This window comes from Micromonospora sp. C28SCA-DRY-2, from assembly GCF_030519475.1.
In the GTDB taxonomy this organism is placed as follows: Bacteria; Actinomycetota; Actinomycetes; order Mycobacteriales; family Micromonosporaceae; genus Micromonospora.
This window is the reverse complement of sequence record NZ_JAUMKD010000002.1, coordinates 182,620-202,363: the sequence shown is the minus strand read 5'-3', so window position 1 is coordinate 202,363 and position 19,744 is coordinate 182,620. Positions and strand designations below refer to the sequence as shown.

The following is a 19,744-nucleotide window of genomic DNA, read 5'->3' as shown; positions in this document are numbered from 1 at the left end:
GGGGCACCCGGCGAGTTGTTGATCACTTATCATCCTCGCCATGCCTGCCCCCCTTCCGCCGCCCAACTTCGACGCCGCGGCGGCGTACCCCCAGGTCAGCGCGGTGCGCGCGGCGCTCGCCGCGCGTGACTGGCCGGCCCTGCGCGCACAGCTGGCCGAGCCGGACCCGCACGGCCGCACGGTCCTGGTCGGCGAGGTCGGCGAGACCGCCGACATCGAGGAGTTCCTTGGCGGCGTGCTGGCCGAGCAGCCGGCGGATCCGCTGGCCGGGACGCTGCTCGGCGCGTACCTCATCCGGGCCGGCTGGCGGATCCGCTCGGCCCGCCGCGCCCAGTACGTCAGCCGTGACCAGTTCGCCCAGTTCTTCGACCACCTGCGCCGCGCCGAGCAGGTGCTGATCGAGGTCACCGCCCGCCACCCGGACGACGCGGCGGCCTGGACGCAGCGCATCACCAACGCCCGGGGCCTGCAACTCGGCCAGGCCGAGGCGCGCCGCCGCTACGACCAGCTCGCCAAGCACCACCCGCACCACCTGCCGGCGCAGGCGTCGCTGCTGCAACAGTTCTGCCCGAAGTGGAGCGGCACCTGGGAGCGGGCGCACGGCTTCGCCCGGGAGTGCGCGGCGGCGGCCCCGCCCGGCGCGCCGAACGCGGTGCTGGTCGTCGAGGCGCACCTGGAGCAGGCGCTCGACCAGGACACCCTCGGCAAGGCCGGCGCCCACCTGCGCAGCCCGCACGTCAGCCGGGAGATCCACGAGGCGGCGCAGCGGTCGATCTGGCACCCCGAGTTCCGCAACGGCTGGGGTTGGGTCTGGGTGCGCAGCACCTTCGCCATGGCGTTCTGCCTGATGGAGGAGTGGCCCGCGGCCGCGCAGCAGTTCCAGGCCCTGGGCCCGCTCGGCCACGAGGCGATGTTCGGCTACATCGACGGCGACGAGACGAAGCAGTTCCAGCGGTTCCGCGACAAGGCGTACGCGAAGGGCGGCCTGGCATGATCCAGCACCTGGACGTGGACGGGGTGCCCACCCTGCTCGCCCCGACCGGCGGGCCGATGCGCGCCGGACTGACCTTCCGGGTCGGCACCGCCGACGAGACGCTGGCCCGCAGCGGCATCACCCACCTGCTGGAACACCTCGCGCTGGCGCCCCTCGGGATGGCTGACTACCACTTCAACGGGGCCACCTCGCCGGTCTTCACCACCTTCCACATGCAGGGGTCCGAGCAGGACATCGCCACCTTCCTCACCGCCGTCTGCGCCAACCTGACCGAGCTGCCGACCGGCCGGCTGGAGGTGGAGAAGGAGATCCTGCGCACCGAGTGGAGCAACCGCGGCGGCTCGCCGGTGGAGGCGGTGCCGCTGTGGCGGCACGGCGCCCGGGACTTCGGCCTGAGCAGCTACCCCGAGTGGGGGCTGAGCGGGCTCACCGGCGACGACCTGCGGCAGTGGGCGGCCCGCTGGTTCACCCGGGAGAACGCGGTGCTCTGGATCGCCGGCGACCGGGTGCCCGCCGGGCTGCGGCTGGCGCTGCCCGCCGGCGTACGCCAGCCGGTGCCGGCCGCGTCGTCGGCGCTGCCGCGTACCCCGGCGTACTTCGTCAGCGGCTCGCGGGCGGTGGTCCTCGACGCGGTGGTGCGGCGCTCGACCGCCGCGAGCCTCTTCGCCGACGTGCTGGAGCGCGAGCTGTTCCGGTCGCTGCGGCAGGAGGGCGGCCTCTCCTACACCACCACCGCCGGCTACGACCCGCGCGGCGACGGGTACGCCTGCCTGCGCGCGCTCGCCGACGCGCTGCCGGAGAAGCAGGACGCGGTGCTCGGCGGCTTCATCGACACGCTGGCCAAGCTCCGGGTCGGCCGGATCGAGCAGAGCGACCTGGACTCCTGCGTGGCCAAGCGCGAGGACCTGCTCGGCACCGCCGAGGTGGACGCCGCCCGGCTGCCGGCGTACGCCTGCAACGTGCTCACCGGGGAGCGCAACCTCACCATCGACGAGCACCGGGCCGAGCTGAAGGCGGTCACCGTCGCCGACCTGCACGCGGTGGCCCGGGAGGTGGCCGGGTCGGCGCTGCTGATGGTGCCGGAGGGCAACACCGCCGACTGGGCCGGCTTCGTCGAGGCGCCCACCTGCTCGGAGCGGATCGTCGACGGCACCGCGTACCGGGAGCGGGAGGGCGACGGCGAACTGCGCGTCGGCGTCGACGGGGTCAGCTACGTCGGGCCGGGCGGCCCGCTCACCGTCACCTACGCCGACTGCGCGGTGCTGCTCGCCTGGCCGGACGGCGCGCGGCAGCTGATCGGCGCGGACGCCATCTCGATGCGGATCGAACCCACCATGTTCGAGCTGCACCCCGGCGCGATCCGGGTGATCGACTCGCAGGTGCCGGCGGACCGGCAGGTGGTCATGCCGGCGCGCGACCCGGAGCGCATCCCGCAGCCCCGCGCGGCCGAGCCGGCGCCCCGCCGGGAGCCGGTCCAGCGGTCCTGGTGGGAGATCCCGCTGATGGTGCTCAGCGGCCTGGCCGCGCTGGCGGTCGGCGGGCTGAACGCCCTGCTCACCCTCGGCATGTTCATCACCGAGACGGCCGAGGGCGAGGGCTGGCTGTGGGGCGTCGTCGTGGTGGGTTGGCTGCTCACTGTTATCCTCGCGTTGCCCATCGTGCTGCTGCGCCGGCGACGCCGATGAGCGAGGGTGCCGGTTCGTGCTAGCCGGTGATCGACCGGCCGGGATAGGATCCGGCGCGGTGCCGGGGCGGTAGCTCAGCCGGTTAGAGCAGGGGACTCATAATCCCTCGGTCGCGGGTTCGAGTCCCGCCCGCCCCACCAGCCGTTTTCCTGCCCAGCCATGCTGACGACGACCCGGGCGGATCGCGTGAAGGTCCGGACCTACGCCCTCAGTCCGCACTGAGTCCGCAGCAGCGCGAGCCGCCGCCCGGTCGAGGCGATCCGCCACCTGGTCCAAGTCGTCCTCTAAGCGCTGCGAGGGCTTCATGACACGGGCTGACTGCCGGATCTAGGTTGTCTCCTGTGCGTGACCAATTCCGTGAGCTGACTGACCCTGACCGTGAGGTTCGGCTGGAGGCACTGCGTGCGCTCGTGGCTGGAGCCGAGAAAGGGGACGTGGCCGCGAAGCAGGTCCTCAGGGAGATCGTGACCGGGTACCCCAACTTCGACCCCGAGATCTACTCCCGCGCGTTGAATCTCCTTGCGTTGTTCGGTGATGAGTCGCTGGCCGAAGCGCTCCTTGCTGCGCTTGCCGACGAGGAGTACGGATGCCAGAGGTGGGCGGCGACCGGCTGCGGCATCCTGCGCCTTCAGACGGCCGCCCCGCTGTTGATCGACCTACTTCGCCACCCGGATGCTCTCGCCCGCGAGAGCGCCTGTGAAGCTCTGGGAGAGATCCGTGACCCCACCGCGATCACGCCTCTCGCGCAGGTGCTCGACGACCCAGCCGAGCACGTCAGAGCAGCTGCCGCCTACGCCCTGGCCGACATCGGTGACGACGAGGCGATCGAGCACTTGTGGGCTGCGCTGGAGTCGCCCCGCCGGCCCGTACGTGCCGGCTACCTGTCGGCCGCGCTGGCGCACCCTGCAATCAAAACTTTCGACCGTCTGATCCAGGCGACCTCACACGACGATCCCGAAGTGCGGTTCTGGGCAGCACGAGCGCTCGGCGCCACCGGCGACGAAAGAGCCGAGAAGCTGCTGACGCGCCTCGCCGTCGAGGACCACGCCACGGTGCGAACCGGCGGGCACGTAAGTACCGCTGCCAAGAAGGCGCTGAAGACGCTGCGAAACGTCCGCAAACACCAACGAAAAGCACGCGCTGGAGAACAGACCACGTGATCTCGTCAAGCAGGTACTGGGATTCCGATCTCAAGCATCTGCCGGGACGGAAAACACCGCGCGGTCCACGCCGCGCGGTCCACGTGTTGCCGAATTCCGCTCTATTTGATCAAGGCGGCCCGCAAGCGGGCCGCGCCGGCCCGGCCCCGGCCTGCTGGCGACCTCCGCCGGCATCGGCCGGGCCGGCCGGCCGGCCACGCTGACAGACGCAGGATCTTTGAAGACCTCGGGGCTCCGCCGCGAACCCTGACCCTCCTCCGAGATGCCGCCCGCGGCTCACCTCGCCGGGCACCACGAGGGCTACCAGCTTCCGGGGAGGGCGACCAGGTCGTTCGTCCGGTAGACGCTCCACCTGGTCACCCTCCCCGGAAGCTGGACGGGCTACGACTGCCCCACGAGGAGATCGCTCTCATCGATCAAGAAACCGCACGATGGCGTCGCCAAGACGCCGGTCCGGGTCGCGAGGCTTTAGGTCAGGGTCGGAGAACGGGGGACCGGCAACGAGCTCAGCCAGAACAGACTGCAGCCGCTTCCGTTCCGCTCGTAGGCTCGACCACGCCGAGTCCGGTAGCCGCAGCACGTTGGTGAGCAGGTCACCCGGGTAGTAGTGGCCCTCGGCCAACGGATCGCGGAGCAGGACTTGTACCGCGAGAGGCAGCAGAGCAGGCACGCCAATCTGTTGCCCGAGCATGATGCGCAGGTCTTCGACCGTGAACTCAGCCAACGGCTTGCGTCGTAGCGTCGTGCAACGCCTCACCAGAGACGTGGCGTCCGGGCCGGGGTCCGGCCAAACGTTCCGTTCAAGCTGCTCGATCGTCGTCACGGCGGTCAGGCTAGTCGGCACCCGCGATGCTGGGCTGCCCGGAAGGCTGGCGGGCCGCCTGGCTGTACAGCTATCAGTACAGCCAACTCGGCCGACACGGGCCGGGGGAGGGCTACACCGGTCGACGACTTGCGCAGGTCAGCAGGACCGACGTACGCCGGCCGACGTCAGTCTTGATCAAGGCAGGGGCGCGTCCCGCCATTGAGCGGCCATGGGAAGCTGCTGCCGTGGAGGACAACACGGATAGGCTGCACGACCTCCTACTAGAGGTCGCTCATGTGCTGCGGGTCGATGAGCCCGAGTGGAGCAGCGCCTTGGCGAGATTCGGCCGGCGGCTGGTCGAGGCGGGCGCAGACCGCGACGGCCGGCAGCGGGTAGTGCGGGACATCCTCGGCCTCTACCGACAAGGGATGGGCGGCTTCCAGGACATTGTCCTGCAGCGAGACGGTGCGGTCCTGCCTGAGCAGCGGCAGCTCGACCGCCTGCGTTCAATGCTCTTCGAGGAGTTGCAAGGGCAGTTGGCCGGCGAGCCTCTGTAGCCTGCAGCGGTGGAGCAGTTTGCCCCACAGACGGGCAGTCCGCAGTCCGCAAGAGGGTGACGGAGGCTGGGGGAGCGGTGTGAGGTGTCGGAAGGTGTTTTGGCTGCTGGGCCCCTATTCCCCCAGATAGGCAGGGCGGGCACTTTGATCTCATAATCCTCGGTCGCGGGTTCGAGTCCCGCCCGCCCCACCAACCGTTTTCCTGCCCAACCATGCTGCCGACGACCCGGCCGGACCGCGTGAAGGTCCGCACCGACGCCCTCGGTCCGGGCGGCTGCTCTCGCTCGCGCACCACATCACGCTCAACTTCCACGCCAGACGAGGACGGCTCGGTGAGTGACGTTCCTGATCTCGGTCCCCTGCCGCAGCGCATCACCGTCGACGCGGAACAGGTGCATCGGCTCATCGCCGACCAGTTCCCGCACCTGGCCGACCTCCCGATCGAGCCGGTAGCCAACGGCGGCTGGGACAACTGGACCTTCCACCTCGGCCCCGAGATGCTGGTGCGGCTGCCCAGCGCTGCCGAGTACGCCTTGGCGGTCGACAAGGAACATCGGTGGCTCCCGGCCCTCGCCGCTCGGCTGCCACTGCCCATCCCCGCCCCGCTGGCGAAAGGCGAGCCGGATGCGGGCTATCCCTATCCGTGGTCGATCTACCGGTGGCTCGACGGCGAGCCGGCGACCATGGACCGCATCGCGGACCCGGTGCGATTCGCGATCGACCTGGCCGAGTTCCTGGCGGCCTTGCGGAGCGTCGACGCCACTGGCGGCCCGCAGCCGGGTGTCCACAACTGGTTCCGGGGCGGCACCCTGCGCACCTACGACAAGGAGGTCGAGCGTGCGCTCGCCGAGTTGACCGACCACGTCGACGCCGAACTGGTGCGCGAGATCTGGGCGGGGGCACTCGACGCCTGCTGGGACGGTGTCGACCGCTGGTTCCATGGAGACCTCGCCCAGGGGAACCTGCTCCTTGCTGACGGCCGGTTGGCGGCCGTCATCGACTTCGGGACCTGCGGCGTCGGTGACCCGGCCTGCGATCTGGCGATCGCCTGGACGTTGCTGACCGCAGACGGCCGGCAGGTGTTCCGCGAACAACTGTCGGTGGATGATGCGACCTGGGCGCGCGGACGTGGCTGGGCCCTCTGGAAAACCCTCGCCACCTGCTCCTCCACCTCCCAAGATCCCGAGGACGCAGCAGAGTTCGCGAACGCGCAACGCGTCCTCGGTGAAATCTTCTCCGAATACGCGGCCAGCGCTGTCACCAAGCCTCGCCCGGGACAGTGATTATGTGGACGTGGAGTACGTGTCCAGAGTGCCGCGACCGCCGCTGGACGGGCTGATCGACGACCTCTACTACCTGGAGGGTGCGCCGCCGTACGCCCGGCTGACGCTGCCGCCGATGCCGGCGGCGCTGCTCATCGTCAACCTCGGGGCCCCGTTCCGCATCCGCGCCGGCACCGACATCGAGCCGGCCGAGTACGCCGACGGCTGCGTGGTCACCATGCCCACCCGCGCGTTGGAGTTCGGCTACCCGCTCCGGACCCGGTCCGTCGGCGTGCACTTCAAGCCGTGGGGGCTGGCGCCGTTCCTGCCGATGCCCGCGGCCGAGTTGTGTGACCGGCCGGTGACGGTAGAGCAGGTTTGGGGCCGGCCCGCCACTGCTGAGCTGCGAGACCGGCTGGCCACGGCGCACGGGCCGCACGAGATGCTCACGCTGCTCGAGGAGGAGCTGACCCGACGGCTGGGCGAGACCGCCGGCCTGGGACTGGTCCGCCACACGAGCCGCGTCATCGCGGCGACCGGCGGGGCGGTGGCGATCGGCGACCTGACGGTGGCAGCCGGTGTCAGCAGCACTCATCTGGCACAGCGGTTCAAGGAGCTCATCGGCGTCACGCCGAAGCGGCTGGCCCGCACCCACCGCTTCACCGCCATCGTGTTCTCGATCAACCCCGCCGGACCGATCGACTGGGGCGATCTCGCCGGTCGCGCGGGCTACTTCGACCAGGCCCACTTCGGCCACGAGTTCCGGGCGTTCACCGGGCTCACGCCGACCCGGTACGTCGAAGTCCGGCGGCGGTTCCTGCGCGAGCATCCCGACCACGTGCTGGACAGCTGGCCGCTGCCGGCCGATTGATTTCTTACAAGAGCGACAGCTCACGACACGCCAATATGGGGGCATCCCAGAGCAGAGGAGCGCCCCATGGGCACAGTGATCATGTACGGCTCGGTGTCGGTGGACGGCTTCATCGCGGACGAGAACGACCAGCCCGGACCGCTGTTCGACTGGTTGTCCAGTGGTGACGTCCCGTTGGACTCGAGCGGCGAGCTGAAGGTGTCGCAGACGTCCTACGACTACACCCGGCCGTACTGGGACCAGATCGGAGTCACGATCGTCGGCCGCCACGTCTTCGACATGACGGACGGCTGGGACGGGAAGCCTCCGGGCGGGATCGACCACGTGGTCGTCGTGTCGCACCGGCCGCAGCCCGAGGGCTGGGATCCCGAGGCGCCGTTCCACTTCGTCGACGGCGTCGAGGCAGCCGTGGCCACGGCGCAGGAGCTCGCGGGTGACCGCGTGGTCGAGGTCGCCGCTGGCGACGTCGGCGGCCAGGTGCTTGCCGCGGGCCTGGTCGACGAGGTGCGTATGGACGTCGTACCCGTCGTGTTCGGCTCCGGCAAGCGCTACTTCGGGTCGGTCCACGCGCAGCACCTGTTGGAGGATCCCGACGTGGTGATTCAGGGCAACCGGGTGCTTCACCTGCGCTATCGGGTGCGCCGTTGACCGATCCGGGCTGTCCCGGGTCGGGCGGCCGACGCCGACCCGCCCCAGCACCTCGCCTGCGGCTGGTTCACCGCGCGGTCGCTTGCTCAGGGTGCGGCCGAGCTCCGGGGCATGCCGCCGCTCCCGCGGACAGGCCCCTCGGGAAGGAATCGCGCTCAGCGCTTCGTCTCGTACCTGGTCAGGATCACGCCGCCGGGGAAGGTCCGCGTCTCCACCAGGTTCAGGTCCACCCAGCCGTCCAGCGCACTGAAGAACGGTTTGCCGCCGCCCACGAGGACCGGATGGGTCACGATCTCGTACTCGTCGATCAGCCCGGCCCGCATGACCGCCCCGGCGAGCGTTGCGCCACCGACCCTCATCGGCCCGCCGTCCTCGGCCTTGCGCCGGGTGATCTCGGCGACCGCGTCGCCGGAAACCAGGCGAGCGTTCCAGTCGACCTGGTCGATCGTCGAGGAGAACACCACCTTCGGCGTGTCCCGCCAGTTCCGCGCGAACTCGATCTGCGCCGGGGTGGCACCCGGCTGCTGGTCGCCGGTCGGCCAGTAGGCGCTCATGGTCTCCCACAGTCGGCGCCCGTACAGGAACAGGCTGATCACCCGCTCTTGATCGAGCCACCACTGGAAAAGCTCATCGTTCGGCTCGCTCCAGCCGAGGTCGTCGCCGGGCGCGGAAATGTAGCCGTCCAAGGACAGGTTCATGCCGTAGACCAGTTTCCGCATCGCGCGATGCCTTCCGTCAGCCGGTCTCGGAAGACTAGACCAGTCGAGCGGAGGACGGTGGCTGGACAATCTCCCGTACGGCCTAATCGCCGACGAATATGGCGCGGCGCGAACGGTGGCGAAACCGAGAGCGGATCAGGTTGGTGCTCGTCCAGCAGACGATCTCGCCGGTGCGTTGGGTGACTATGGCACAGTCCTGAGTGTGTCGTTGGACGAGCTGCCGGACTGGTTGCCGGCTTGGTGTCTCGACCAACTGGGCGGCGATCCCGCCGGCGTGCTGTTCCAGTCGCGACAGGTCTCGATGGTGTTCGGTCTGCGGTTGGTCGGTGGCCGGGACGTCGTGGTCAAGGCGCGCGCCGACGGCGGCCGGGCCTCGTCGTGCGTCGCGGCGCAGGCCCGGCTGGCCGAGCGCGGGTTTCCGTGTGCCCGGCCGCTCACACCGGTGGTCGGTGTCGGTGAACTGGCCGTGCACGCCGAGGAATTCCGGCCCGGAGGCGAGGTGTTGCACGGGGACTCCCCGGACATCGCTCTGCGCTGCGCGGAGGTGTTCGCCCGGCTGATGGCCGAACTTGCCGGTGTGCCCGTCGCGCCGCCGCTGCCGAATCCGCCCTGGGTGCGCTGGGACCACACCGATCCCGGGGTGTGGCCGGCCATCGACCTCCTCGACAGCCGGGACCAGAGTGTGGTGTCCGAGCACATCGTCGAGACGGCCGAGCGGGCCCGGGAGCGGCTGCTGGCCGCCGGCTTGCCGTGCGTGCTCGGCCACGCCGACTTCGAGGCGCAGAACCTGCGGTGGCGGGGTCGGCAGGTGTGGGCGGTGCACGACTGGGACAGCCTGGCGTGGCAGCCGGAGGCGGCGCTCGTGGGAGCGGCGGGCGGGTCGTTCGCCAGTGCCGGACCGCCCACGCTGGCGCCGATCGACAGCTCCGAGGCGTTCCTGGTGGCTTATCAGGACGTTCGGCGGCGCCTGTTCACGGCCGAGGAGCTGGAGATCGCCTGGGCGGCCAGCTTGTGGATGGCTGCGTACAACGCACGGGAGCTGGCACTGTGCGGTGGCACCCCGGCGGGCGCCGATGCGCTGCGGGCGCAGGCAGCCGAACGCCTCCGCCGGGCCAATGCGTAAATCAACCACATCGGCGGGTTCTATCGTGCGTCGCTCGCTTGGTGGAGGCGGCCGTCGGGCAGGCACGGCGCGGGGGGCGGGCGGGCCCGGAGCAGCCGGTGACGGGGATAAATGGCTTGCACGGGCGCCGGGCCGAGGGTTTGGCTGCTCGGCATGCCTTCCCCCTCACCGATCTTCGTAGCGGGTACGGGCCGTTCGGGAACGTCGCGGATCGCCGACATCATCGGCGAACATCCACTGATCCATCGGATTCCGATGGAGACGAAGTTTCTCGTCGACCCGGGTGGCCTGCGGGATCTGGCCGACGCGCTCACCGATCGATACGACCCCACGGTCGGTGAGGACGCCCTGCACCGGCTGAGCGACTTCCTCACCGTACGAGTACCCGGCCGGCGCGACGATCGCGGCAAGACCGTTCCCGAGCTGGTCGGCGAGCGGCGCTACCGGGACGCGGTGCAGCAGCTCTGGCCGCGGTTGATCGCGTGCGCATACGACGAACCCGCGCCCGCGGAAGGCTTCGGGAACGCCGACCGGCCGGCCGGGCCGTTCGAGCCGCTGAGCCGCCGGCGGGTACTTCCCAGGTACTTCAGCGACCGGGGCGAACTGCTCGGAATCCTGCGGGGCCTGATCGACACCATGTTCGGCGGAGCAGCCGCCGACGCGGGCAAGCCGACCTGGTGCGAGAAGACACCGTTCAACCTGCTGTGCATGGACTTCCTCTGGGAACTGGTCCCCGAGGCGACCATCGTGCACATCAAGCGTCACCCGGTCGCGGTGCTCGCATCCCACCTGGCCCAGCCGTGGGCCCCGCCCACCGTCGACGGCGCCCTCGCCTACCTCAAGCCGGTCTACCACCGATGGCTCACCTGGAAGAACGCGGCCGACCTGACGGGCAGGCGATACGTCGAGGTGAAAGCAGAAGACCTCGCGGCCGACTGGCCCGGGCAGCGCCGCGCCCTGTTCGAACGGCTCGACGTCGACGACTTCGCCACCCCGTCGACGTTCCAGTCGCACAAGCTGACGCACCGCAGCGACCAATTCGACGGCGAGACCCGCGAGTTCATCGAAGCAGCCCTCGGCACGGTCATCCCAGCCATGGGATATGAGTGACCGCTCCGGCTCGCCACCGTGACGACGCCGTGTCGCGCCGCAGCCGGCCTCGTGATCTCACGGCCCCTCGGTCGCGGCGTTCGGGTCCCGCCGCCCACCGCGTACGACCGCCGCTCAGCGCTTACCGACGACCCGGACGAACGGCGTCACGATCGGGACGGGGCAGCACCGCCGTCATCGTGGTCAGCCCTCGATGAACTGGTAGTCGTTGCCGATGCGACCGTCCGCACCGAGGATGAGGATCTCCAGCCCGCCACCGGCCGCGTCGCCGCCGGCCCGAGGCACCATCTCCCACCGGAACTTGACCACGTCGTGGAGCCGGTCGGCGTCGCCGTGGGACCGGAACACGAAGGTGCCCGGAGCGACGAACCGTTCATAGGCGCGCCTCACCCGCAGTTCCAGCGCGTCATGCCCGCGCGCCTCCAGAGTCAGGCGTTCGAACCCCAGCCCCTCCGCGGTCTGTCGCATCTCCTGAGGGGGTTGTAGGACGTGGACAGCGTCGGGCGACCAGAGTGCGGCAATGGCGGTGCGGCGTCGTTCCGGGTCGGGTTCATTCCACACGGCGACGTAGCGGTCCGTGAGGTCCTTCAGGTCGATGTCAGCCATGATGATCCTTCGGTCGTGGATGATCGTTGCGACCACGACTGTGCTGCGGCCGGCGCGCCGCCACAATTCCCCGCAGGGAATCGTCCGACGGCGCTGCCCCCCGTATACAGGAGGCATGATCACCGAATCGGCGAGCGGTGGACTCGCGGCGGGGCTGCGCACGTGGCGCACCCGCCGACGCATCAGCCAACTCGAACTGGCGGTGCGTGCGGGCACCACCCAACGGCACGTCAGCTTCATCGAGAGCGGACGCTCGACCCCTGGCCGGTCGATGATCATCCGGCTGGCCGAGTCGCTGGAGGTGCCGATCCGCGAACGCAACGAACTGCTCCTCGCCGCGGGTTTCGCCCCCGCGTACCCACAGACCGACCTGGACGACCCCCAGTTGGCGCCGATCCGGACGGCCCTCGAGCGCGTCCTTCAGGGGCACCTGCCGTATCCGGCGGTGATCGTCGATCGGCACGGCGACCTCATCTCGGCCAACGCCGGGTTCCACACGATCACCCGGGGAGTCGACCCGGACCTGCTCGCCCCACCGGCGAGCGTGCCCAGGATCCTGCTGCATCCACGAGGTCTCGCGCCGCGCATCGTCAACCTCGACGAGTGGGCATGGCACATCATCACCCGCGTCGAGGCCGAGAGCCTGCGCAACCCGAGCGACCGGCTCCGCCACCTCGCCGCCGAACTCGCCGACCTGGCACCGCCGCGTCCACGCCACCTCGCGCCGCACCACCTCGGCTTCGCGGTGCCGCTACAACTGCGCACGAGCGAGCCGGACAACCGGGAACTCCGGCTCATCACCACACTCACCCACTTCGGTACCGCCACCGACGTCACCGTCGCCGAACTGCGACTCGAAGCATTCCTACCGGCCGACGAAGCGACCAGCGCCGCACTGACCGAACTCGTCACGGGGTGAACACCACCCGTTCATGCCGCTGACCGGAGATCCGGTCATGCCGGCGGCCAAGCGCTTGCTCCTCACGCGGCGTCATGCCACATAGTCGGTGGCGTGGAGGAGCACCTGACAGTGGGGCGTGTGGCGAAGTTGGCCGGCGTCAGCGTCCGCACACTGCACCACTACGACGAGATCGGCCTCCTGGCGCCGTCCACGCGGACCGCGGCCGGGCACCGGGCCTACTCCGCCGGCGACGTGGAGCGGCTCCGGGAGGTGCTCGCCTACCGGCGGCTCGGCTTCGGCCTGCGGGAGATCGCGGATCTGGTCGACGACCCGGCCACCGACGCGGTCGCGCACCTGTGCCGGCTGCGCGGCCTGCTGATGGACCAGCGCGACCGCGCTGCCGCCATGGTGACGGCCATCGACAGGGAGCTGGAGGCGCGGGCGATGGGAATCAGGACGACCCCGGAGGAGCAACTGAGAATGTTCGGCGCGCAACTGTACGACGCCATCGGATCCGCCTACCCGGCGACGCGGCGGACCGAGCCACGGATCGCCGAGCGCATCTGGGATGCGCTGGGGGACGCACGCACCGTGCTGAACGTCGGGGCAGGCACCGGCTCCTACGAACCACCCGACCGGGACGTCACGGCGGTGGAACCGTCGGCGGTCATGCGGGCGCAGCGTCCCGTGGGCGCGGCGCCGTGCGTGGCCGCCGCCGCGGAGAACCTGCCGTTCGAGGACCAGTCCTTCGACGCCGCGATGGCGGTCAGCACCGTCCACCACTGGCCGGACCCGGTCGCCGGGCTGCGTGAGATGCGGCGGGTGGCCCGCCGCGTGGTGGTGTTCACGTACGACGCCGACGACACCGGCTGGCGTCAGCGGTTCTGGCTCACCCGCGACTACCTGCCCGAGTTCGCAGACCTCCTCGTCGGCTGGCCGTCCCTGGCCGACCTGACCCGCGCGATCGGAGGGCGCGCGGAGCCGGTGCTCGTCCCGTGGGACTGCGCTGACGGCTTCTTCGAGGCGCACTGGCGCCGGCCCGAGGCGTACCTGGACGAACACGTACGCCGCGCGGTCTCGGTTTGGACCAGGGTCGGGCCGCAGGCCGAGCAGCGTGCGGTCAGGACGCTGCGCGAAGACCTCTCCTCGGGCCGGTGGGCCGAACGCAACCGCGACCTGCTCGCCCTCGACGCGGCGGAACTCGGTCTCCGCCTGCTCGTGGCCTGAACCACCGGGCGTGAGAGCGCCGCCAGGAACATCAGCTACCGCCGCGGCGACGTCACCAGCCGGTCCCGGTTCTCGGCGACCACGACGCCAACCGGTCGGGACACGACAGTCGCTTCGGGCGTTCGGCGGGGTGCGGTTTTCCGCACCCCGGTGGTTGAGGTCGGCCTGCTGAGGTCGGCGGTGGACCCCATGGTCCGGGCCGCGGGGGGTTCATAGCGTCTTCGGCATGATCCGTTTGTGGCAGCTACCGATGCACGTCGGCCGGTTGGCCCGGGAGCCTGATCCGCCCCCGGGCGGTCCGGTCGGGTTGGCGACCGATCTGACGGAGCGGCTCGGTGCCCCCGCCGCCGGCCTGGCCGTCGCGACGCGGAATCCGATCCCGGCCCGTGCACCCGGCACCGTTCACTGCACCGCACCCCGGTCGGAGCAGGGCCGATGACGCCGGGTGTGGTGGACCCCGCCCCGACCGGGCGTCGCCGGCGGCAGGCTGCCCGGGCGCCGTTCACCACGCGGGCCGGCCGGTGGAGCGCCAACCATCCGTGGCTCGCGATCACCGCCTGGTTGTGTTTCGTGCTCGCCAGCGTGGTCGGTGGCAGCCTGGTCGGTACGGTGGAGGCCACCACGCAGGACAGCCTGCACGGGGAACTGGCCCGCGCGGACCGCATCGAGCAGGCCGGCGCCTTCCCGGAGGCCCCGGCGGCGGAGAGCGTCCTGATCACGGCCCGAACCGGGGATCTCGATTTCCAGCGTGCGCAGGGTGTGGCGGCCGACCTGTCGGCGCGGATGCGCGCGCTGCCCGAGGTGGCGACGGTGGCTGACCCGGTCACCTCGCCGGGTCGCGACGCGGTGCTGGTCGAGGTCGAGCTGACCGGTTCGGCGAACGACGCCGACGCGCGGGTCGGACCGCTGCTGGAGGCCACCAGGCAGGCGCAGCAGCGGCATCCCGACCTGCGGGTGGAACAGGTGGGATCGGCGTCCCTGGCGAAGGCGCTGACCGAGACGCTGGCGGCGGATTTCGTCAAGGCCGAGCTGATCAGCGTGCCGGTCGCACTGGTGATCCTGCTGTTCAGCTTCGGCGCGTTGATCGCCGCCGGGGTGCCCGTGGTGCTGGCGTTGTCGGCCGTCGCGGGTGCCATGGGGCTGGCCCAGTTCGCCTCGCACACCTTCCCGGCCGGTGAACTGGTCAGCAGCATCATCCTGCTGATCGGCATGGCCGTCGGGGTCGACTACTCGCTGTTCTACCTTCGCCGCGAGCGGGAGGAACGCGCTCGCGGGCGGGACCATCGCAGCGCGGTCGAGATCGCAGCCGCCACCTCGGGGCACGCGGTGCTGGTCTCCGGCGTCGCCGTCATGGTCGCCATGGCCAGCCTGTTCCTGGTCGGCGACAACACGTTCAGCTCGATGGCGACCGGCTCGATCCTGGTCGTCGGGGTGGCGGTGGTCGGCTCGCTGACCGTCCTGCCGGCGATCCTGGTCGTCCTCGGGCGTTGGGTGGACCGGCCGCGGGTGCCCTTCCTCGGCCGGCGGATCCAGCGGGCGGAGCGTAGCCGGTTCTGGTCGGCGGTCCTGCGCCCGGCGCTGCGCGCGCCGCTGGTGACGTTCGTGCTCTCCGCCGGGGCGCTGGTGCTCCTCGCCGTGCCGGCGCTGGACATGAACCTCAAGCGGCCGACCACCACCGACCTGCCCCGCTCGATCCCGATCCTGGGCACCTACGACCGCCTGGCGCAGGTGTTTCCGAGCAACGAGCTGGGCACCAGCCATCTGGTCGCGGTCCGTACCGGCGTCACCGGCGGACCGGAGGTGGAGCGGAAACTCGCCGATCTTGCCGAGCGGATCAAGGGGGACGGCCGGTTCGCCCAGGACCGCCCCCCGACCGTGCGCAGGTCCGCCGACGGCACCGTCTTCCTGGCCACCATCCGCGTGGCGGGCGCCAGCGACAGCAGCGAGGCGACGCAGTCGCTGCGCCGGCTGCGCGGCGAACTGCTGCCGGCCACGGTCGGCACGGTCCCGGACACGGAGTGGGCGGTGGCTGGCCGTACCGCGAGCGATGCCGACTTCCGGGACCGCACGGCGGCGGCGCTGCCACCGGTCGTCGCGTTCGTGTTCGGCATGACGTTCCTGGTCATGCTCGCCACGTTCCGATCGGTGGTGGTGGCGTTGGTGTCGATCCTGCTCAACACGATCTCCGTGGCCGCCTCGTACGGACTGCTGGTGCTGGTGTTCCAGCACACCTGGGCGGAAGACCTGCTCGGGTTCACCTCCAACGGCGCTGTCGTGTCCTGGCTGCCGCTGATGCTGTTCGTCATCCTCTTCGGGCTCTCGATGGACTACCACGTGTTCGTGGTGAGCCGCATCCGCGAGGCGGTCCAGCGCGGCGTACCGACCCGGCGGGCGATCGAGCAGGGCATCGTCTCGTCAGCGTCGACGGTCAGCAGCGCCGCGATCATCATGGTGGCCGTCTTCTGCATCTTCGCCACCCTGTCCATCGTCGAGTTCAAACAACTCGGCGTGGGGCTCGCCGCCGCGATCCTGATCGACGCCACCATCATCCGCGCGGTTGTCCTGCCGTCCCTCATGCGACTGCTCGGCGAGGCGAACTGGTGGGCCCCGCGCTTCCTCGCCGGCCGCCACACCGATGTCACCCGGCGGGACAGCGCCGCCGATGCGCCGGTCGCCACCCTTGCCGGTGACCGGTAGCTCGACCGCCGACCGCAAACCTGCCCACCGAACCGGAAGGAGGACGGGCCCCCCGCCCGCCCGCACGGGCGCGGCGGCCCTGACCACAGATGACCACTTCCTGGGACCCCACCGCGCCGGGTGTGCTCCGACTGCCCTCCGGCCGACTTGTCCGCGGCCGTGCGCTCCGGCGCCCGCTGCCGCCGGGCGTGCAACCCACCTTCGCGCTCTACCTCCTCGGCCGCGAGCCAGCCCCGGTGGCATGGGAGCACCGGTGGCTGCGCTGGCCCGACTTCCGGCTGCCGTCCGACCGCGCGGCGACCGCCGACGCGTTGCGCGAGGCCTGGGCTCGCGCCGGAGACGAACGCGTAGAGATCGCCTGTGGCGGTGGGAGGGGACGCACCGGCACGGCCCTCGCCTGCCTCGCGGTGCTCGACGGGGTGCCCAACGACCAGGCGGTCGCCTATGTCCGGCAGCACTACGCCGCCGGTGCCGTCGAGACCCCCTGGCAACGCCGTTTCGTCACCCGCTTCCGATAGGTGCGACCCCGGCTTGCGCGGGGGCCAGCCGGTAGCCAGGCAGACTCGCCTGGCTACCGGCGAACCCGCCACGGCTGGCCCGCGAGCTGTACGGGCGCGCTTGGGCCAGCGGCGTCCCGATCCTGGTTCCGAGCCGGTCGGACCTGCAGGACCGCGACCGACGACAGCACCAGCACCCCGCCGACGAGTTGGACAGCGCTCAGGGATTCGCCGAGGGTCAGCGCGGCCAGTCCGGTGGTGACCACCGGTTCGAAGGTGGACAGGATGGCGGCGGTCGACGGGCCGGTCCGCTTCAGACCGGCGAAGAACGTGAGCATCGCCAGGACGGTGGAGACGACGGCGATGCAGGCCAGCCAGAACCATCCGGGCATCCTGAAGTCGAGGTCGACCCCGCCGGTGAGCAGCGCACGCGCACCGAGGGTGCCGGCGGCGCCGGCCATCACCAGCGCGGACAGCACCACCGGCGGCAGCCGGTGCACGACGGTGTCGGCGACCAGGATGTAGCCGGTGTAGGTGATCGCGGCACCGAAGGCCAGCAGCGCCCCGCGGGGATGGAAGCTCACGCCGCCGGCGCCGAGGAGGACGAGCAGCGTTCCGCAGGACGCGGCCACCAGGGCGGCGCGCGGGACTCGCGGTGTTCTTCCTCGGCGCCTCACCGCTGCTGGTCCTCCGCGCCCGGGTGTCAGTCGGTCCCGGCCCAGCAGCACCGCCGCCACGGTGACCAGGACGGGGTAGGTGTAGAGGATCAGGGACAACAGCGACGCGTCCATCAGCTGCAGGGCCGAGAAGAACAGACTGGCCTGCGTGGCGTACCCGACGGCGCCCAGGCCGACGGCGGTGGCCAGCAGCCGGCGGCGTGCGGCCGCTGGGCGGTCGGCCGGCTCGCCGGGTGGTCCCGGTGCTTCTCGCCGTAGGTCCTGGCGGGCGAGCAGGACCATCCCCAGCAGCGCGGCGGCCAGGCTGAAGCGCACCAGGAGCAACGTCCCGGGCGATACGCCCGCCTGGTAGGCGAGCTTTCCGAAGATCGCCATGGCGCCGAAGCACGCCGCGGAGAGAAGACACAGAGCCGCACCCATGCGATTCAGCATCGGCTACCCGATTCATCAGGTCTAGTGACGATACGTGGAGCCGACTCGTTAGCATTTCTGCATGGTCGCGCTGGATCTTCGCCGCCTCCGCTTCCTTCGGGAGTTCGAGGAGCGGGGCACCCTGGCCGCGGTCGCCGGGGCGCTCGGCTACAGCCCCTCCGCGGTGTCCCAGCAGCTAGCTCTCCTGGAACGGGAGGTCGGCACCCGGTTGTTCGAGAAGGCCGGGCGGGGCGTGCGGCTGACCGACGCCGGGCAGCTCTTGGCCCGGCACGCGCGGGTGCTGTTGTCGGCGGCCGAGGCGGCGGAGGCCGACCTGGCCGCGTTGAGCGGTGAGGTGCGGGGCACCGTGCGGGCCGGCGGCCTGCAGTCTGCCGCTCGCCGCCTGCTGGTGCCGGCCGTCGCCCGGTTGACGGTCGAGCACCCGCAGGTCCGCGCGGAGATCTCCGAGCTCGAACTGGAGCAGGCACTACCGGGCCTGCGGCTGGGCGCGGTCGACCTGATGATCGGCGACGAGTACGACGGTCATCCCCGGCCCCGGCCCGCCGGGCTGCGCTTCGCGGTCCTGCACGAGGAGCCGCTGAAGGTGGTCCTCCCCGCGACCCACCCGCTGGCCAGGTCTGGCGGACCGGTCCCGATCGCCATGCTGCGATCCGAGGTCTGGGCCGCCTCCGACGAGGGGACCGGCCATCACGCCATGGTGGTCGGGACCTGCCGCTCCCTCGGCGGGTACGAGCCCGACCTGCGGCACCGCTCCAGCGACGCCGACGTACAACTCGAACTCGTCCGCGTCGCGGTGGCCGTCGCGTTGATGCCCCTGCTGACCCTGCCGGCCGACGACCCCGCGCTGGCCGTCCGCGACGTCGCCGAAGCCACCCTCGGCCGCCGCCTGGTCGTGGTCACCCGGGACAGTCCGCCGGCTCCGGCCCTGACCGCCCTGCTGGCCGCCGTGACCGACCAGGCCCGCCAGCTCGAACGATCAGGGCCCGAGCCGACGCCCGGACGCCGATCCAAGGGCTGCGCCGAGGAGGGTCGGGTGCTCGGTCCACAGCCACCGCAGGTACTGCCGTAGTTCCTCGGGGGTGGCCACCCACCCCTCGTCGGTGTAGGCGAGGATGCGTCGGACCTCACCCGGCACCAGGTCGTAGCCGGTCGCCCCGGTCTCCGGGACGGGCCGGTCCGGGGGCACGGCCACCGGCAGCGGAATCAGCGGGAGGCGAAGCCCGCCGCCGGTGAGGGCCTCGAGGACCGTGAGGTAGACGCGGGCCAGGTGGTACGGGGAGACGACGAGCGCCAGGCTGGTGATGCCGTACCCCCGGACCCGGTCGACGATCCACGCGGCCTGCAGGCCGGTGTTGGGGGCCGGCTCGGCCTGGAGGTGGACCCCGTCGGTGCGACGGAGGCCGAGGCCGCGCAGGTGGTCAAGGGTGAGCTCGACGTACGTCTGTTCCGCCGGGTTGCCGTTCGCGACCAGGAGGTGGCGGACCCGGGGGTTGGCCTCCCAGTGCCGAATGGCGTGGGTGAGCCGCCAGTCCTCGCCCTGCCCGGTGGGGACCACGAGCGCGTCGACCTGCGCGGCGGCCGACTGCGGCAGGGTCAGGATCATCGTGAGGGCCTTCGCCACCGCCAGGAACTGGCCGGCGGTGCAGCCGGCGAAATCCTCGTCGGGCACGAGCCGAGGGGTCGCGGGGCGCGACGGCGACACAGCCACCCGACGATGCTACGAAGCCGCGCCGCCCGCCGCTGCCCGCCCGCGCCCGCCGCTCGCCGCCGTCC

The 19,744-nt window shown here is 71.1% G+C and carries 19 protein-coding genes and 1 tRNA gene; 15 read left to right on the top strand and 5 right to left on the bottom strand.

From position 1 onward, the window contains the following. The first annotated feature begins 40 nt into the window (after positions 1-40). From Q3W71_RS09370 to Q3W71_RS09355, 4 genes are all read left to right on the top strand, one after another. Entirely contained in the window at positions 41-994 is a 954-nt protein-coding gene (locus Q3W71_RS09370) for a hypothetical protein (protein WP_302918929.1), read from the top strand. Beyond that, positions 991-2,679: a pitrilysin family protein gene (locus Q3W71_RS09365; protein ID WP_302918928.1), complete on the top strand. Its 1,689-nt coding sequence runs from the start codon at positions 991-993 to the stop codon at positions 2,677-2,679. Before Q3W71_RS09370 ends, Q3W71_RS09365 begins: the two co-directional genes overlap by 4 nt. Positions 2,680-2,742: 63 nt before the next feature. Next, positions 2,743-2,819, top strand: a tRNA-Ile gene (locus tag Q3W71_RS09360). A 201-nt stretch (positions 2,820-3,020) separates the two neighbouring features. Continuing rightward, entirely contained in the window at positions 3,021-3,839 is an 819-nt protein-coding gene (locus tag Q3W71_RS09355; protein WP_302918927.1) for a HEAT repeat domain-containing protein, read from the top strand. A 409-nt stretch (positions 3,840-4,248) separates the two neighbouring features. Here Q3W71_RS09355 and Q3W71_RS09350 read toward each other — a convergent pair whose 3' ends face one another. After that, a complete protein-coding gene (locus Q3W71_RS09350) occupies positions 4,249-4,662 on the bottom strand; it encodes a contact-dependent growth inhibition system immunity protein (RefSeq protein WP_302918926.1) in 414 nt (137 codons plus the stop codon). Between the two features lie 227 nt (positions 4,663-4,889). Between Q3W71_RS09350 and Q3W71_RS09345 the strand changes: the two genes are divergently transcribed. From Q3W71_RS09345 to Q3W71_RS09330, 4 genes are all read left to right on the top strand, one after another. Then, positions 4,890-5,201: a hypothetical protein gene (locus Q3W71_RS09345; RefSeq protein ID WP_302918925.1), complete on the top strand. Its 312-nt coding sequence runs from the start codon at positions 4,890-4,892 to the stop codon at positions 5,199-5,201. 332 nt (positions 5,202-5,533) lie between these two features. After that, on the top strand, positions 5,534-6,484 hold the full coding sequence (locus Q3W71_RS09340; protein ID WP_302919642.1) for an aminoglycoside phosphotransferase family protein: 951 nt from the start codon (positions 5,534-5,536) through the stop codon (positions 6,482-6,484). A gap of 10 nt (positions 6,485-6,494) precedes the next feature. Further along, positions 6,495-7,334 (top strand): helix-turn-helix domain-containing protein, encoded by an 840-nt coding sequence (locus tag Q3W71_RS09335; protein ID WP_302918924.1) that lies wholly within the window; start codon positions 6,495-6,497, stop codon positions 7,332-7,334. A gap of 66 nt (positions 7,335-7,400) precedes the next feature. Further along, the gene (locus tag Q3W71_RS09330) at positions 7,401-7,982 is read left to right on the top strand and encodes a dihydrofolate reductase family protein (RefSeq protein WP_302918923.1); all 582 of its coding nucleotides are present in this window, start codon (positions 7,401-7,403) and stop codon (positions 7,980-7,982) included. A gap of 155 nt (positions 7,983-8,137) precedes the next feature. Here the strand turns inward: Q3W71_RS09330 and Q3W71_RS09325 are convergent, their stop codons facing one another. Next, positions 8,138-8,701 (bottom strand): dihydrofolate reductase family protein, encoded by a 564-nt coding sequence (locus tag Q3W71_RS09325; protein WP_302918922.1) that lies wholly within the window; start codon positions 8,699-8,701, stop codon positions 8,138-8,140. Positions 8,702-8,903: 202 nt separating this feature from the next. Between Q3W71_RS09325 and Q3W71_RS09320 the strand changes: the two genes are divergently transcribed. Both Q3W71_RS09320 and Q3W71_RS09315 read left to right on the top strand, forming a co-directional pair. Then, a complete protein-coding gene (locus tag Q3W71_RS09320; RefSeq protein ID WP_302918921.1) occupies positions 8,904-9,824 on the top strand; it encodes a phosphotransferase in 921 nt (306 codons plus the stop codon). A gap of 153 nt (positions 9,825-9,977) precedes the next feature. Then, positions 9,978-10,934: a sulfotransferase gene (locus Q3W71_RS09315; protein ID WP_302918920.1), complete on the top strand. Its 957-nt coding sequence runs from the start codon at positions 9,978-9,980 to the stop codon at positions 10,932-10,934. Between the two features lie 183 nt (positions 10,935-11,117). Here Q3W71_RS09315 and Q3W71_RS09310 read toward each other — a convergent pair whose 3' ends face one another. Further along, positions 11,118-11,540 (bottom strand): hypothetical protein, encoded by a 423-nt coding sequence (locus Q3W71_RS09310; protein ID WP_302918919.1) that lies wholly within the window; start codon positions 11,538-11,540, stop codon positions 11,118-11,120. 115 nt (positions 11,541-11,655) lie between these two features. On the opposite strand from Q3W71_RS09310, the gene Q3W71_RS09305 reads away from it, so the two are divergent. The 4 genes from Q3W71_RS09305 to Q3W71_RS09290 all read left to right on the top strand — a co-directional run bounded on the left by Q3W71_RS09305 (position 11,656) and on the right by Q3W71_RS09290 (position 16,883). Next, the gene (locus Q3W71_RS09305; protein ID WP_302918918.1) at positions 11,656-12,459 is read left to right on the top strand and encodes a helix-turn-helix domain-containing protein; all 804 of its coding nucleotides are present in this window, start codon (positions 11,656-11,658) and stop codon (positions 12,457-12,459) included. A gap of 93 nt (positions 12,460-12,552) precedes the next feature. Then, positions 12,553-13,668, top strand: coding sequence for a MerR family transcriptional regulator (locus Q3W71_RS09300; RefSeq protein ID WP_302918917.1), 1,116 nt, complete (start codon positions 12,553-12,555; stop codon positions 13,666-13,668). A gap of 435 nt (positions 13,669-14,103) precedes the next feature. After that, positions 14,104-16,365, top strand: a complete 2,262-nt coding sequence (locus Q3W71_RS09295; RefSeq protein WP_302918916.1) for an MMPL family transporter — start codon at positions 14,104-14,106, stop codon at positions 16,363-16,365. 188 nt (positions 16,366-16,553) lie between these two features. Further along, complete coding sequence (locus tag Q3W71_RS09290) at positions 16,554-16,883, top strand: protein-tyrosine phosphatase family protein (protein ID WP_368050430.1); 330 nt, start codon at positions 16,554-16,556, stop codon at positions 16,881-16,883. 53 nt (positions 16,884-16,936) lie between these two features. Here the strand turns inward: Q3W71_RS09290 and Q3W71_RS09285 are convergent, their stop codons facing one another. Beyond that, entirely contained in the window at positions 16,937-17,959 is a 1,023-nt protein-coding gene (locus Q3W71_RS09285; RefSeq protein ID WP_302918914.1) for a DMT family transporter, read from the bottom strand. Between the two features lie 73 nt (positions 17,960-18,032). Between Q3W71_RS09285 and Q3W71_RS09280 the strand changes: the two genes are divergently transcribed. Further along, positions 18,033-19,040 (top strand): LysR family transcriptional regulator, encoded by a 1,008-nt coding sequence (locus Q3W71_RS09280; RefSeq protein WP_302918913.1) that lies wholly within the window; start codon positions 18,033-18,035, stop codon positions 19,038-19,040. On the opposite strand, the gene Q3W71_RS09275 is transcribed toward Q3W71_RS09280, so the two are convergent. Continuing rightward, positions 18,948-19,640, bottom strand: coding sequence for a hypothetical protein (locus tag Q3W71_RS09275; protein ID WP_302918912.1), 693 nt, complete (start codon positions 19,638-19,640; stop codon positions 18,948-18,950). The genes Q3W71_RS09280 and Q3W71_RS09275 overlap by 93 nt on opposite strands. Positions 19,641-19,744 lie beyond the last annotated feature (104 nt).